Annotated in this window: 14 protein-coding genes and 1 pseudogene; 8 read left to right on the top strand and 7 right to left on the bottom strand. The window is 36.2% G+C overall.

Annotated elements, in window-relative coordinates; translation table 11 throughout:
- Positions 1-52 precede the first annotated feature (52 nt).
- On the top strand, positions 53-1231 hold the full coding sequence (locus ABWU75_RS00925) for a ribonuclease D (RefSeq protein WP_264731940.1): 1179 nt from the start codon (positions 53-55) through the stop codon (positions 1229-1231).
- Positions 1232-1512: 281 nt separating this feature from the next.
- On the opposite strand, the gene coaE is transcribed toward ABWU75_RS00925, so the two are convergent.
- Positions 1513-2100: a dephospho-CoA kinase gene (gene coaE, locus ABWU75_RS00930; protein WP_253307192.1), complete on the bottom strand. Its 588-nt coding sequence runs from the start codon at positions 2098-2100 to the stop codon at positions 1513-1515.
- A gap of 166 nt (positions 2101-2266) precedes the next feature.
- On the opposite strand from coaE, the gene ABWU75_RS00935 reads away from it, so the two are divergent.
- From ABWU75_RS00935 to ABWU75_RS00945, 3 genes are all read left to right on the top strand, one after another.
- Positions 2267-3670 (top strand): NAD(P)H-dependent flavin oxidoreductase, encoded by a 1404-nt coding sequence (locus tag ABWU75_RS00935; RefSeq protein ID WP_353286883.1) that lies wholly within the window; start codon positions 2267-2269, stop codon positions 3668-3670.
- Between the two features lie 80 nt (positions 3671-3750).
- Positions 3751-4611, top strand: a complete 861-nt coding sequence (locus tag ABWU75_RS00940) for a hypothetical protein (protein ID WP_353286884.1) — start codon at positions 3751-3753, stop codon at positions 4609-4611.
- Between the two features lie 43 nt (positions 4612-4654).
- Positions 4655-4777 (top strand): hypothetical protein, encoded by a 123-nt coding sequence (locus ABWU75_RS00945; protein WP_264688022.1) that lies wholly within the window; start codon positions 4655-4657, stop codon positions 4775-4777.
- 343 nt (positions 4778-5120) lie between these two features.
- On the opposite strand, the pseudogene ABWU75_RS00950 reads toward ABWU75_RS00945, so the two are convergent.
- The 5 genes and pseudogenes from ABWU75_RS00950 to ABWU75_RS00970 form a co-directional block, all read right to left on the bottom strand.
- Positions 5121-6273, bottom strand: a pseudogene (locus tag ABWU75_RS00950) (transposase).
- 243 nt (positions 6274-6516) lie between these two features.
- The gene (dxr, locus tag ABWU75_RS00955; RefSeq protein ID WP_264731948.1) at positions 6517-7680 is read right to left on the bottom strand and encodes a 1-deoxy-D-xylulose-5-phosphate reductoisomerase; all 1164 of its coding nucleotides are present in this window, start codon (positions 7678-7680) and stop codon (positions 6517-6519) included.
- 73 nt (positions 7681-7753) lie between these two features.
- Positions 7754-8251 carry a hypothetical protein gene (locus ABWU75_RS00960; RefSeq protein WP_264731950.1) on the bottom strand — a complete coding sequence of 166 codons (498 nt, stop codon included), beginning with the start codon at positions 8249-8251 and terminating at the stop codon, positions 7754-7756.
- Between the two features lie 329 nt (positions 8252-8580).
- Entirely contained in the window at positions 8581-9282 is a 702-nt protein-coding gene (locus ABWU75_RS00965) for an ABC transporter ATP-binding protein (protein WP_264731952.1), read from the bottom strand.
- Entirely contained in the window at positions 9275-10057 is a 783-nt protein-coding gene (locus ABWU75_RS00970; protein WP_264731954.1) for an MlaE family ABC transporter permease, read from the bottom strand. The genes ABWU75_RS00965 and ABWU75_RS00970 overlap by 8 nt, the downstream gene beginning before the upstream one ends.
- A gap of 331 nt (positions 10058-10388) precedes the next feature.
- On the opposite strand from ABWU75_RS00970, the gene rpmF reads away from it, so the two are divergent.
- From rpmF to ABWU75_RS00985, 3 genes are read left to right on the top strand one after another with little or no spacing between them, the layout of a single operon-like run.
- Entirely contained in the window at positions 10389-10571 is a 183-nt protein-coding gene (gene rpmF / locus ABWU75_RS00975; protein WP_010962967.1) for a 50S ribosomal protein L32, read from the top strand.
- Positions 10572-10581: 10 nt separating this feature from the next.
- On the top strand, positions 10582-11619 hold the full coding sequence (gene plsX, locus ABWU75_RS00980) for a phosphate acyltransferase PlsX (protein WP_353287053.1): 1038 nt from the start codon (positions 10582-10584) through the stop codon (positions 11617-11619).
- On the top strand, positions 11612-12568 hold the full coding sequence (locus tag ABWU75_RS00985; protein WP_353286885.1) for a beta-ketoacyl-ACP synthase III: 957 nt from the start codon (positions 11612-11614) through the stop codon (positions 12566-12568). The genes plsX and ABWU75_RS00985 overlap by 8 nt, the downstream gene beginning before the upstream one ends.
- A 774-nt stretch (positions 12569-13342) precedes the next feature.
- On the opposite strand, the gene ABWU75_RS00990 is transcribed toward ABWU75_RS00985, so the two are convergent.
- On the bottom strand, positions 13343-13837 hold the full coding sequence (locus ABWU75_RS00990; protein WP_353286886.1) for a Smr/MutS family protein: 495 nt from the start codon (positions 13835-13837) through the stop codon (positions 13343-13345).
- 92 nt (positions 13838-13929) lie between these two features.
- Here ABWU75_RS00990 and rlmB point away from each other — a divergent pair, with 92 nt between their 5' ends.
- Positions 13930-14694, top strand: a complete 765-nt coding sequence (rlmB, locus tag ABWU75_RS00995) for a 23S rRNA (guanosine(2251)-2'-O)-methyltransferase RlmB (RefSeq protein WP_264731958.1) — start codon at positions 13930-13932, stop codon at positions 14692-14694.
- Positions 14695-14739: the final 45 nt, after the last annotated feature.

Below are 14739 nucleotides of genomic sequence, written 5' to 3' on the forward strand. Positions count from 1 at the left end.
CTACTTTTTCTGGGTAAGGTCAGATAAAGTAGAACCACCAAGTGAAAAATATATGCTAATTAGTACAACATCAGAGCTGGAAGATACGTGTGAAGAATTAATAGCAAAAAAGCCGAAATTTATAGCAGTTGACACGGAGTTCATTAGAAATAATTTAACCTACTACCCAAAATTATCGTTAATTCAAATTTCTTACGGAGAGAAGAGTTTTATTGTAGACGCATTAGTGCCAGAAATTGATTTATCATTCATTAAGAAAATAATGCTAAATCAGGGGATAACCAAAGTGTTTCATAGCTGCAGGCAGGATATAGAATCCTTACTCACTGTGTTTAAATGTATTCCCACTCCCATTTTTGATACCCAAGTTGCCGCTATGTTTTGTCATTATTATCATGACTTTATTGGTTACTCAAAAGTAGTAGAGCAATATCAAGGAGTAGTGCTGGATAAAATTAAAGCTAAAAATTCAGATTGGTTAAGGCGTCCGTTGTCCGAGGATCAGTTAGACTATGCAATAAACGACGTGGTACACCTATATGACTTATACCAAATATTGTGCAATAAACTTGAAGAAAATAATAGGATGTGTTGGTTTCAAGAAGAGATGGAATCAATAGTTAATATAAATAAGTATTTACATAGTCCAAAAGATGCATGGAAGAGAATTAAATTTAATTATGAAGCAAATCCAAGATTGGTATTAACTGTTAAAGCAGTTAGTGAATGGCAAGAGACCTTAGCACAGCGCTATAATATGAATCGTAATAAAGTAATTAATAATGCTGTAATAGCTGGTTTTATTGAAAAAAATGTAGAGCATGTTGATGAGATTTTAGATGATCTCAAGAGGAATGCAAAAAATATAAAAGATGCAGATTTACTAGAGTTTGTGAATATTTTTAATGAAAATGAAAAAAATTGGATGCAGCAAAACAACATCTTACCGAATAATTATGACAAATCTGTATTCGATATACTCTCAATTATTTTAGATAGTAAATGTAAAGAAAGTAACATATCAAGGAAATTAGTTTCTTCAAAAGATGAGTTAACCGGGTCAATATCTGGGCAGATAGATAAACTATTCAAGGGGTGGAGATACGATTTTTTTGGCAGGTCAGTTGAATCATTTTTGAACACAAGCTCAAAATTTGAGATTTCAGCAGTGAAATCCGCAAATAATACAACTAAAATTCGGAGTAATTTGGTGGAGAATAACTGTTGCTAAAGTAACTTAGATTTATCGACAATCGTCATTCCGCTGCTTGTTAGCGGGATCTAGAGATACCGCGGCGGTATGGCGGTTCGCGGCAGTATGAAGATAACTTCGTCATCCCGCTGCTTGTTAGCGGGATCTATGCTAATACCAATTCTCAATAATAATGAGACAAATGAAAAAGAGTGCTTTCCGCCTATAACTGGAGGTTTAAGTGAATTTATCGTATATTCTATTTGTCTTCCCAATAACGAAGTTTGGTATAAGAGATACCGTGACGGTATGACGTAGAGCTACGTGTTGAGGTTTAATGAATCCACTATTTTTTTTATTTGAGAAAAAACATACTCTTTGCTTACACTGGTGTCGATAATAAAGTCACTCATCTTCCTTTTCTCCTCAATAGATAACTGAACATTGAAGATTAAATTTAGCTTTTCTTTATCTATGTTGCGTTCGTTAAGTCTTTGAGCTTGCACAACGCTATCTGCATAGATAAAAATAATAAGGTCACAGTATGAATGAAATTTTGTTTCTAATAGAAGTGGCACATCTAAAACTAAAAGCTTTCTATCGATCTTTTTTTCCTTGGCAATAAAAAATTCTAATTCACGCAGCACAGCAGAGTGAACCAAAGATTGAAATTGTTTCCAATTTTCATCGTAGGCTAAGAAATATTTAGACAGTACTGTTCTACCTATTTCACCATTTACTACCACTCCAGGAAAATTTTTTTCTGCATAACTTATTATGCTTTTATCCACTTTATAAAGTTGGTGTACAACAGAATCAGCATCAAACACAGCAGCACCAAACTCTTGAAAGCAATTAGCTACAAAGCTCTTTCCTACCCCAATTCCGCCTGTTAGACCTATGATCATATAGCAAAATACATTAGACTTCTTTCGAAACTATATTACAGTAGCTGCTGTGTCTACTCAAAACCCAAATTTGGCTATGCAGAGGCTCTGATGATAAAAGAAAAAATAAACAGCTATTATTTTTTTAGTAATTAAGTAAAATAGAGTGAAAGATTGCGAGGAAGTTTTGAAAAATAAGATAAAAAAGATAGTAATTTCAGGAAAGGAAGTGTGGCCAATCATTGAGGGCGGCAAAGGCATCGCAATCAGTGATGGAAAGTCAAGTGGAGCATTTGCTGCAGCAGATGCTGTGGGTACGTTTTCTGGTGCAAATGCTAAGCTTATTGATGATAATGGTGAGTTAGTGCCGCTGATTTACAAAGGCAAAACAAGAAATGAAAAACACAGTGAATTGATTGAGTATAGTATTAAAGCTGGAATCAGTCAGGCAAAAATAGCGAATGAAATATCAAAAGGTCATGGAAGAATACATATGAATGTGCTTTGGGAGATGGGAGCAGCAGAACGCGTGCTTCATGGCATATTAGAAAAAGCAAAAGGCTTAGTTTATGGTATTACCTGCGGTGCTGGTATGCCTTATAGGCTTGGAGAAATTGCAGCTAAATATCAGGTTTATTATTACCCTATTGTCTCATCGGTGCGTGCTTTTAAAGCATTATGGAAGCGCACTTACCAAAGAATATCTTCCTGTTTGCTTGGTGGAGTAGTGTATGAAGATCCATGGCTTGCTGGAGGGCACAATGGACTCAGTAACAGTGAAGACCCAGAGCTACCACAGGCTCCATTTGAAAGAGTTGCAGAGCTTAGATCTTTCATGAACGAGATCGGTCTTTCAGAAACACCAATTGTTATGGCAGGAGGAGTGTGGCATTTGAAAGATTGGGAACATTGGTTTGACAATCTGCAAATTGGACCAATAGCTTTTCAGTTTGGCACTCGTCCACTTTTGACGAAAGAAAGCCCAATTTCTGCAGAGTGGAAAAAGAAGCTACTCACTTTAGAAGAAGGTGATGTATTTTTAAATAAATTCAGTCCAACAGGGTTTTACTCATCTGCAGTAAAAAATAACTTCATACGTGAGTTGCAGAAACGGAATTCACGTCAAATAAAGTTTTCAGAAAATGCCAGCGAAGAATTTAGTAGTGAATTTGCAATGGGTAGCAGAGGTAGGAAGATCTACCTTACTTCAAAAGACAAAGAGCTGGCAAATACATGGACTAAAGCAGGGTATACAGAAGCAATGAAAACTCCAGATACAACTGTTATTTTTGTGACGCCAGGCAAATTTGCAGAGATAAGACAAGATCAAATCAATTGTATGGGATGCTTAAGTCATTGTTTGTTTAGCAATTGGAAGGATCACGGCGACCATTCAACAGGACGAAAGCCAGATCCACGGAGTTTTTGTATACAAAAAACACTGCAAAACATTATACATGACGGCGATATTGAAAATGAACTCATGTTTTCCGGGCACAATGTGTACAAATTTAAGCAAGATCCGTTTTATGAGAATGGCTACGTACCGACAGTAAAAGAGCTGGTGGAAAGGATATTAACTGGGTATTAAGTTATGGTTGATTTGACAAGAAGACGTTACTTTGTTATAATAAGTATTTATTAATTTAGTCTTAACTTAAGAGGGTATTTATGGTAGCAAGTGATAGTGTTTTAAAAAGGTATGCGTTAGCCTATATAAAAAAATCTGGTAGTAACAGTAATGTTAAAGAGTTTTTACAATTTTGTAATACGCAAAACACCACAAATTGGAGTGAGGAGAATTTTAAAAATGCGTATGAAAAATTTACACATCCAAATTCAAGCAATAGGCACGATACAGGAAGCAGAAATTATCAATATAACGCAGGGAATGACGCGCAACCTACAAGCCCTAAGACTACACATATACATGTACACAATAATAGAGGTTTAGATTTTTGGGATTATTTTCTACTTCGTAGCTTGTTTAGTGGTAATATTGGTCATACTACAGTTATAAATAACCCTGGTTTCAGTAGTGGTAGCCATCAAAGCAGAGAAGATAAGAAAAAAGACTCGGAAGACAGTAGAAAGCTATTAGTTTTAGGTATGGTAGCTGCAGTTGTGTGTGTTGCTTTCCATGCTGGTATGTGTTTTTGGTATAACAGCAGCAGAAAAGCGGCTAGAAAAGAAGAAAAAATAGATTATCTTGATAATAAGCTTAAGATGCTTAGGAATATAGAATTTGCGGTTGGCGCTGTTTCTTTAGCGGCTTTGGTAGCTTGTGCTGTTTATCCAGTGTTACCAGTGTGGGGTTTAGTTATCCTTGGCGTTAATTCTCTCGTATGTTTTGCTGGTGGTTTAGCTTTTCATATGAAGCATGAGAAAGAATCAGATAATATTGAGAAGGCTAAAGAAGCAGTTAGGAATTATGGACCACCTCCTCCTTACTCTCCTCCAAGCGCTCCTCCTTATAGTGAATTTAATGATTCTAATGTGAGAGGGGTGTTTGGGAATTGTAAGGCGTGCTAAACCCATAACTGTACGAACATTTTGATTTGGGCCCATCAGGAGGGTGTCATTCCAGTGCTCCTTTCTCGTCATCCCAGTGCCCAGACACTGGGATCCAGCTAAGTTAGTGAGTGTAAAAGTAGCCAACCTTACGTTAAAACACAACGTTCTTGATGAGATTGCATAAAAACTGGATTCCTTACATCATAGAGGCACTGCCATTATAGAGTAAAATGAGATCCCAGTGTCTGGGCACTGGGATGACAGCTAGCCTGACAACCGTCATCCCGCTGCTTGTTAGCGGGATCTAGAGATACCGCGGCGGTATGACGGTTTGCGGTAGTATGACGTAGTACTGCTGTCGTCCCGCTGCTTGTTAGCTGATGAGATACCGCGAATGAATCGCGGTATGACGGTCTGCGGTGGCATGACGATAACCTCGTCATCCCGCTACTTGTTAGCGGGATCTAGAGATACCGCGGCGGTATGACGAGGGAGAACAGTCAATGGCGTCAACTTAAGAGCATACATTAGCAAACTCTCCTAAAGACATGATGGCGTTTAGGCTTATCTACTTTATCGCGGCTATACAATCTTCCCGGTCGGATCTTAACTTTAGCGCGTATACTTAAAAAGGGCTTGAAAGTTTTTTGGCGCAATAAGTACCTGATAGAGTTTCTGCCTCATTACACCAAATAAAACTGAAAAATTTAAACGATACTCAGCAATTTGATCTGGGTTCCAAGGCCCTTGTGCATCACACATATGAAGCGATAATATATTGCACATGACCAAGTTTGCCCAAAATTCTTGTAATACAGCCTCTCCAGAAAAATTCTCTAACTCTGCTCCTACTTTGAGTCGTTTATAGCACTCCTCTATGTGCCACCTTAATACATAAGCTTTACTCCAAAGTCTCGATCAAAAACTCTGTTTCTCCGTTGGTTAATGTCAGCTCTTACTTTCTGTCCTTTCATTTTATTTTTTAGCTTTTCATTTTCCAATATAAAATCAAAATCTAATTCGCCAGCGTTCCCATAGCTTGCTATAATTTCTTTTTTGCAAGCGAAAAATAAAATCTACTTCCAAATCATCATGCTGCTGAATGAATTTTACTGAAGACGATCATAGATAAATAATAATTTCTCTTGATTTAATGAACGCATTTGAGTGATAACTTCGGGTAATTGCTCTTCCGCCAACGTTTGTTCACCTATATTCCAAGCCGCAAGACGAGCACTACAAATCAGCGAAGTACACAAATCAACAAACAAATTGCCAATGGTGGCATTGTGCCTGTTGTTCCATTTGGTTTAAAGCGGCCAAACTCGGATACAATTTCCTCAGAGCTGAATACCAGAACCATCTGCTGCAATAAGTCTATAGCCTCTCCAAGTTCCATACTCAGGTTCATCCTGATAGGCTGTTTGGATGCTTAAATTCTTGAAAGCCTGTATGGCAAATCTTATACCTTGCTTTAGAAAAAGCTTGCTTTGAGGGTACATGTCAATGGCTCCATAAGTTCACATTCTATTCCCAAACTTTTTTTAACTAACTATAGAAAATACTGTCGAAAAAAGAAGTTTTCTTGTTCGTGTAAAACTCAACACAATGGATTTTCTGAAAAGTTTTCGAGTATATTGCATTTTTAATTTGTAAGATAAGATCTTTTCCTTTTTGCATGCCTCACCTAAAAATGACACATTTTAAACTTTTTTGTTGCAATAAAATAGAAACAAAAGTGCTGTCTCTTGTAGTATTTTACTCCTTAACATCCCTTAAGTTGATGCCATTGCCTGAACGGATACAATTATTCAACCATATTTTTGAAGATAGCTAGTTTCTGTATTTATTTTAAATTGAAGAAAGCTCAAATGAAAGATCGTGTTTTGCTAAAATCACAGAATGCAGTCTGGTTACATTACTCTAGCTATACGCAACAACTTTACTTTCAACAATTTTATTAGCAATAATACGACTTTCACAATCAATATTTATTATATCAGATAGTGAATTAATATCAGTGTAACTATCAAAACTTTCCATTGTTGATTCCACTACCTCTACTATTTTTAAAAAGCCAATTCGTGACTTCAAAAATTCATTAACAGCTATTTCATTTGCAGCATTGAGCACAATACTGTTTGTTTGTGGAGCAGAAGAGTTTAACACTGCCATGCTAAGCTTTAGCGCAGGAAAACGCTTATGGTCTGGTTCTTGAAAGGTCAATTTTCCTTGCTTTGTTAAATCTAATTTACGATTTAAAGCTGATCTTTCCGGCCAAGACAAAGCATATGAAATAGGAATTGCCATGTCAGTTTCTGCAAGCACAGCAAAGTTGAACCCATCCTTATAAGTTACAATTCCATGTACTATTGACTCAGGATGCACTATTGCTTCAATTTTATCCGGGCTGATGTTAAACAAGTTATGTGCTTCTATTATCTCTAGTGCCTTATTCATCATTGTTGCACTATCAACTGAGATTTTCCTTCCCATATTCCAAGTGGGGTGACTAAGCGCCTGATCTACCGTGACATTTCTTAATTGCTCAGAACTATAGTTTAAGAATGGTCCACCAGAAACAGTAAGTATGATCTTTTCTACGCATTTGTCGTCATTTTGCAAAACTTGAAAAATTGCGTTGTGTTCAGAGTCGATAGGGATTATTTGTACGTTTTTTTCTTTAGCTTTTTTGAGTAATAACTTTCCACCGCAAACAATGCTTTCTTTGTTTGCTAGTGCAATGACTTTAGTACCGCTTTCTATGATGTGCATAACTGGTTCAAGGCCTGCAATGCCAATTATTGCAACAACTGAGAGATCAACAGGTATGGTAGCAATATTTGTAGCGCCAATTGCTATTTTTACATCTGTACCAAGTAGGTTTTCTCTTAAATCTTTGTAAAACCTTTCATCGGAGATAGCAACGTATTTTGCATTCAGCAGTTTTGCTTGGTGTGCCAGTAGAGCAAAGTCTGAATGGGCACTTAGTGCTTCCACTTGGTATTCTTCTTTTCTCCTTGAGAGCAAATCTACAGTCTTTTTTCCAACACTTCCTGTTGATCCTAAAACTGAAACCTTTTTCACTAAGACAAACTCACAACAATAGCAACTTTTCTTATTAGGTCTTCTCGCATACTATTCAGCAGTTTTTAAGCGTTTAACCAAGTTCATGTCCGTGGTCATCGCCAACAGATGGTGAAGGACCAGGTGAAAAAGATTGACCATGGTGATCACCTGCATCATGCATGTCTTGCAAACCATCAGCATTATGAGCCATTTCATTATTGGCATGAGGGTAATCATCTGAGTGAGGTCCCTCATCACCATGAGCCATATCCATTCCTTCTGATGGCATATCTTCCCCACCTCCACCTGAAAAATGTTCTGCAATGCTTTCAAGAAATTTTATGCCAAACATATTACCTGATTTTCCAAACAGTGTTACTAAACTACTGCCACTTACCAAACTTTCAAACACGTTACTATAAGCAGCAATTGCTCCTTCATGAAAGTTGAACAACCATTTCATTCCATCCACGACTGTTGAAACAGAGTCACTATGACCAAGACCAAAACCACTTTTCTCACCAGCGGCTTCTTGGTGTTGCTGCTGCGCTTGCCATTCTGCAATATTTGGACCTTGAGCTTCACTCATAAATTTTTACTCTCAACCTTAAGCTATTATTTTATCACAAATATTGCAAAATATCAATAGAGCTTTTGAATATAGCTAATACAAACAATTTCTGTCATCCTATATATAGCTAAACTGACTTACGACAATTTGAAAAACGACAAATTCGTCATTCCGCTACTAGTTAGCGGAATCTATGCCGAGATACCGCGAATGAATCGCGGTATGACGTGTTGCTTGGGTCAGCTATAGGATCCAGTTTGAAAAAAATCTGAATTCCAATGTCCGCTACCTTTTACAGAGTGAAAACTCAAAAATATGATTGTTAGCAATAGTGTACATATCTTTAGCTATATATAACGAATGAATTTCTTTATATATTCGTTATTAGTATTTTGTATTTCCTGAACAGTTCCATGGGAAATGATCTCCCCTTCATGTAATACTGCTATTTTATCGGCTATTTTAAATGCGCTATGAATATCATGTGTAATCGTGATAATTGTAGTGTTAAGATCTTTAGATAATTTTATTATTATCTCGTTTACTATATCTGACATAATTGGGTCCAATCCTGAAGTTGGCTCATCTAATACGATGATTTCTGGATTGTGTGCAATCGCCCTTGCAAGTGCTACTCTTTTTTTCATTCCACCTGATAGCTCTATTGGAAACATATCTGCTATGCTTTCCTCCAGTCCAACATCATTTAACTTCTCGATTGCTAGCTGTTTTGCCTCCTTTTTGCTGATATTAAAGCGCTTTTTATAATTAAAAGATATATTTTCCCACACTGTAACGTAGTCAAATAAAGCGGAATTTTGAAATAAAACCCCAAATTTATTTTTGCTTTTACTATTTATTTTAACAGACCCTGAGTCTGGAGCAAGCAAGCCGATAATTGTTTTTGTTAGTACAGATTTGCCGCTTCCTGAGCCGCCAAGTATGACTAATGATTCCCCTTTTAATATATCGAAACTTAGATCTTTTAGTACTGTCCTATCATCAAAAGATAAGCTTAAGTTCAATATTGATATTATGGGGTTACGCATGTATCAAAGTAATCATGTAGTTTGCTAAAATGATCAGTATGGACGATAAAACAACAGTTGATGTTGTAGCAACACCTACTCCTCGTGCACCTTCTTTGCAATGGTAACCGTAATAGCAACTTGAGACAGAAATTATGGCGCCAAAAGCAATTGCTTTTATTAGCCCAACAATAAAATCGTACATATTAAAGAATTGAGCTGTGTATTTAATGTATATATTTAGATTGTGGTTAAATTCGAAGACTGCAGTGATACATCCTCCAAATATTCCTATTAGATCTGCACATACTGTAAGTATGGGAAATACTATGATTGACGCTAAAATCCTTGGTGCAATTAAATACTTGAAAGGGTTGATGTTCAAAGTTGTAAGGGCATCTATTTGCTCGGTGATGCGCATTGTACCAATTTCTGCTGCAATTGATGATCCAACCTTCCCTACCATTATTAAGCTGATCAAAACTGGTCCTAACTCTTTAATGATAGTGATCGTAACAAGTTTGGGTATTATCTGCTCTTGGTTAATTAATGAGTCACTCAAGCTGCTTTGTAAAACTATCGCCGCTCCTATAAAAACTCCAGTGAGCCCAACAATTGGCAGAGAGAAAAAGCCTATCTCTATAATTTGTTTTGCTACGTTGCTAAAATAATATGGTGGCACAAAGCAGTGGTATAGAGATTGAATAAAAAATATGAATGCACTACCAAGCCTTAACAAAAAATTGATAAAGTACCTACCAATTATTCTAACACTATTTATATCAAAAAAGCTCACTTTGTATTCATTTTAGCTAGAGGTTAGTCTTACTGATTTTATTAAAATTTTTATTAACTTTATCGCAAAGTATAGCTGAGATATGTTTTAAGTTCAACATACTTGATGTTTTAATTTAAAGCTTAACCCAAGAAAGGTTTCCCTACGTCATACCGCCGCGGCGCTAACTAGTAGCGGAATGACGGTTTTTCAAATTGTAGGTAAACCTAAGCCACTTTAGCTATAGGACTCAATTACATAAGCAAACCTTACTTATTTTATTATCCCTGTTTACTTCTTGTAAAAAACATGTTATTAATGAATTGAATTTTGTAGTAGAATGGAGGAAGTTTTGGCAGTTCCAAAAAGAAAAAAGTCGAAGTCAAGGCGTAATATGCATCGTTCTCATCATGCTATTGAGCCTAAGAATGTTGTGGTATGTTCAACAACTGGAGAATTCATGTTGCCTCACAATGTAGCAGTAGATGGCAGTTACAAAGGAAAACGAGTTTTCATTAAGCAACAGGCAGAATGACTATTATGGTATGTTACCTACGGTCAATAATCACATAGTTATTGCACTTGACGCTATGGGGGGCGATTTTGCGTCTCTTTCCGTAATTCAGGGTGCTGGTTTTTTTTTGGATAATCTTGTTGACCCAGGCATTAAAGTTCTTTTTCATATTTATGGAGATAAGGAAAAAGTATCTCCTTTGCTTTTGAAATATAAAAAAGTAAGTAACAATTCTGAGTTTACTCATTGTTCTGACAATGTCCTTGCAAATGATAAGCCATCTTTTGCGCTGAGACATCGTAAAGACTCAAGTATGAAAGCTGCAATTGTTGCAGTGAAAGAAGGTAAAGCTTTCGGAGTGGTATCTTCAGGCAACACCGGGGCGTTGATGGCAATTTCCAGATTTATTTTAGGAACATTACCAAATATTTATCGTCCTGCTATTGTCTCTATCTGTCCAACTAAGACAAAAAGCTTCGCTTTGCTTGACCTTGGTGCAAATGTCGATTGTAATGCCGATTCGTTATTCCAATTTGCATTAATGGGAAGTATATTTGCAAAAGTAGCGCTAAAAATTGACAATCCTGAGGTTGCTTTGCTAAATATCGGTACAGAAGAAGTTAAAGGTAATGACTCAGTGCGCGGCGCTTTTGAGTTGCTTAAAAACGCTCCAGGCATTAATTTCAAAGGGTATATAGAGGCAAGTGAATTTTTAGAGGGTAATATAGATGTGATTGTTGCTGATGGTTTTGTTGGCAATGTAATGCTCAAAACAGCTGAGGCAACCGCTAGTACTTTTATCAATCTAATAAAGCAGGAAGTATTCAACTCGTGGATAGCGAAAATGCTTATTGGTATATTGTTAAAATCTAAACTAAATAAAGCATTAACGCGTTTTAATCCCAAAATTAGAAGTGGAGCTATGTTTTTAGGGCTGAATGGTATCATCATTAAAAGTCATGGAAATTCTGATGCTATTTCTTTTGCCCATGCTATAAAATTTGCAGTAAATGCAATTAGTGAAAATTTAAATCAAAAGATAATTAACGGGGTAAGTCATATTGAATAAAAGTTTCATATTAAGCACTGGATCTTATCTACCAAGAAAAACGTTGAGTAACAACGAAATTGCATCGATAGTTGAGACAAGCGATAAATGGATAAGGCAGAGAACAGGAATAGTTCAAAGGCATATAGCAGATGAAGGAGAATTAACGTCAGATCTAGCTGTAAATGCAGCAAAAAGTGCTATAGAAAAAGCTAAAATTTCAGTAGATGAAATTGACTTGATTATAGTTGCAACAACAACGCCTGATAAAACTTTGCCTAGCTGTGCAACGATTGTACAAAGTAAGTTAAAATGTAAAAACGCATTTTCTTTTGATGTACAAGCAGCATGCTCTGGTTTTATATATGCAGTTACAGCTGCTGATTCGCTCATAAAATCTAACAATAGAATTAAATATGCGCTCGTTATTGGTGCTGAAATAATGTCTAGGATTGTTGACTGGGAAGATAGGTCAACTTGTGTACTCTTTGGTGATGGTGCTGGTGCAGTGATAATAAAATCGGAAATGGGTAGCAGCGTCATCATATCAACAAACTTACACTCTGATGGCAATGTGGACATATTATGTACGAACGGAGGGGTATCCTCTACTGATGATTCTGGAAAAATATGCATGAATGGAAGAGAAGTGTTTAAACATGCAGTGGATAAGTTAACAGCCTCAGTAGAGGAAACACTAAGATGCAATAATTTGAAAATCACTGATATTGACTGGTTAATTCCCCATCAAGCAAACATTCGTATTATTGAAGCAGTAGTAAAGAAATTAGATTTTCCTATAGAGAAAGTGATTAATACCGTTGATAAGCATGCAAACACCTCAGCAGCGTCAATTCCACTGGCCTTAGACTATGCAATACAAGAATCAAAAATAAAATCAGGAAATCTGGTACTGCTGATTGCAATAGGTGCAGGTCTCACATGGGGTTCCGTGTTGCTGCGCTATTAGACTTCTTGCATTACCTCCTGTTACCCAACTCGTAGAACATCACACCCATAGGGCACAGCATAACTGTATGAACATTGTGATTTGAGTCCACCAGATCTAAGTAGCTTGACTACTTGATTGGATGCTGAGTTGGTGAGTATAAAAGTATAGCTAACGCTGTCATACCGCCCACAACTGTACGAACATTGTGATTTGGGCCCATCAGGAGGGTGTCATCCGAGTAGCTTGACTACTGGGATCCAGAAAACTTAACTTTAAATAAGTGGCTGCATAATAAAGACTAGATTCCAGCGTCACGCGCTGGAATGACACCATTTTCGGTCTCTTAAATTGCTTTAGCTACAAACATTAAGAAATTTACCAAATAAAAAAAAGGCAAAAGAAGCCCCGTGGTGCGAGTTTTGACTCTATATTACTGTAAGTGGCGCTGTAATAATGTGCTAACGCTTAAAATAAGCGCGATTTGGCTGAATGTAGAAAAAATAAAAAAGACATGCAGCCGCTATAATTTTATGTAATCCGCCAATAAATACCCTGAGTTTTTTACTGAATTTTGTCATTGAGCCTGCAGGTCAAAAACAAGTTTTGAGTCATAAATACCCTTACTGTCATAATAAGGGGGCTGGCGGAGTTTGTCAAGGAAGTTTTTTCGTTTCTGCGGGCTACTTGAATAACGGCTACAATGTTTGTACAATTGTGCGTAACGCGCTGCCGAACACTGGTTTTTATATGGCTATATAAGAAAAATTAAGGCTTAAAAGGAAACTTAAGCAGCTAATAGGGCCTAAGCCTTCTTAATAAAACATAAAAAGCCCCTTTACCACCATGTTTTTTCGTAGCTTGCTGGTAGTATAGAACCATATGCTGGATTTTAGTATCATTTAACCACTTATTTAAGTTATTCTTTATAGTGTCTGTTTTATTTGTTGCACTGCCGTATCCCGTAATTACCAATAAACATCTATTTCCTGCTCGATAATTTTTGATAATAAAATCTATCAATTTACAGTAAGCATCCTCTATACTATAGCCGTGCAAATCGAGCTTATCGCTTATAAAATATTTACCCCTATCAACTTTTGATTTTGTGTTTTGGTCAAGACAAAATGATGAGTTACCATTATTAGTATTAAGAAAATTCCTTTGTAAGTCGGAGGTACCTTTATCAACCATAGACTTTATATTTACTTTATGATTAACTTTCAAAGTAACTTTTCCACATTCTATTGGCTTAACATTTTTTTGCCAATCCAACTCATCGTCCGACATAAACGCATTAATCGAATTGTATAATTTTACAACAATATCCAAACATAGTAAAATGTTGCTTATTCTATAAAAACCCGATTTTCGATAATACGATGAAATCGTCAAAAACTAATGAGAATTTTTGGCTGTATGGAAAGCACACCTGCATGTCAGCACTGAAGAATAAAAATAGGCGGTGTATAGAACTGTTAGTAACAGAAAATTTCTATAGAGAACATGAAAAAGAAATTAGGCAATGTGTAAATAGTAAGGGCATTAAAGTTCGATTAGTAGAAAACAAAATACTTAATGACGTTTTATCTAAAGGTGCTAACCATCAAGGAATTGCTTTAAATGTTGCCCCTATTCTTTGTAACTTAAGCATCGAAGAAGTAGCTGAAAGCTCAAACGACAGCTCTACTATAGTCATTTTAGATCAAGTCACTGACACGCACAATATTGGATCAATTTTAAGAACTTCAGCTTGTTTTAATGTCAACGCATTGGTTTTACCACATAATCATTCACCTGGCGAAAATGCATCTATTGCAAAAGCAGCAAGTGGAGCATTGGATATTGTTCCGCTAATATACGTTACAAATATAGTAAAAACTATGCAGTATTTAAAAAAGGTCGGCTACTGGTGTTACGGGTTTGATTGCAATGCTAAAGAAAATATAGATGAAATAAAGAGCTTTGAGAAAAAAAGAGTAATTATTTTTGGTTCTGAAGAGAAAGGAATGCGGAGGTTAGTTAAAGAAAATTGTGATTATCTTTTAAAAATACCAATGTCAAATGCAATTAACAGTTTAAATGTTTCAAATGCAGCAGCAATAGGCCTATATTCTATTTATATTAAAACAAATGCCAGCGCATAACTGTTTATAATAAAAATACTTGATAAAAATGTGGTTTTATATTAT

This window comes from Wolbachia endosymbiont (group A) of Anthophora plumipes, assembly GCF_964028115.1.
In the GTDB taxonomy this organism is placed as follows: domain Bacteria; phylum Pseudomonadota; class Alphaproteobacteria; order Rickettsiales; family Anaplasmataceae; genus Wolbachia.

Bases quoted from the DNA above. Each gene is read 5' to 3' on its own strand.
- ABWU75_RS00925 (WP_264731940.1), top strand. From the start codon at position 53: ATGCTAATTAGTACAACATCAGAGCTGGAAGATACGTGTGAAGAATTA.
- coaE (WP_253307192.1), bottom strand. From the start codon at position 2,100: ATGATCATAGGTCTAACAGGCGGAATTGGGGTAGGAAAGAGCTTTGTA.
- ABWU75_RS00940 (WP_353286884.1), top strand. From the start codon at position 3,751: ATGGTAGCAAGTGATAGTGTTTTAAAAAGGTATGCGTTAGCCTATATA.
- ABWU75_RS00960 (WP_264731950.1), bottom strand. From the start codon at position 8,251: ATGAGTGAAGCTCAAGGTCCAAATATTGCAGAATGGCAAGCGCAGCAG.
- ABWU75_RS00965 (WP_264731952.1), bottom strand. From the start codon at position 9,282: ATGCGTAACCCCATAATATCAATATTGAACTTAAGCTTATCTTTTGAT.
- plsX (WP_353287053.1), top strand. From the start codon at position 10,582: ATGTTACCTACGGTCAATAATCACATAGTTATTGCACTTGACGCTATG.
- ABWU75_RS00990 (WP_353286886.1), bottom strand. From the start codon at position 13,837: ATGTCGGACGATGAGTTGGATTGGCAAAAAAATGTTAAGCCAATAGAA.
- rlmB (WP_264731958.1), top strand. From the start codon at position 13,930: ATGAAATCGTCAAAAACTAATGAGAATTTTTGGCTGTATGGAAAGCAC.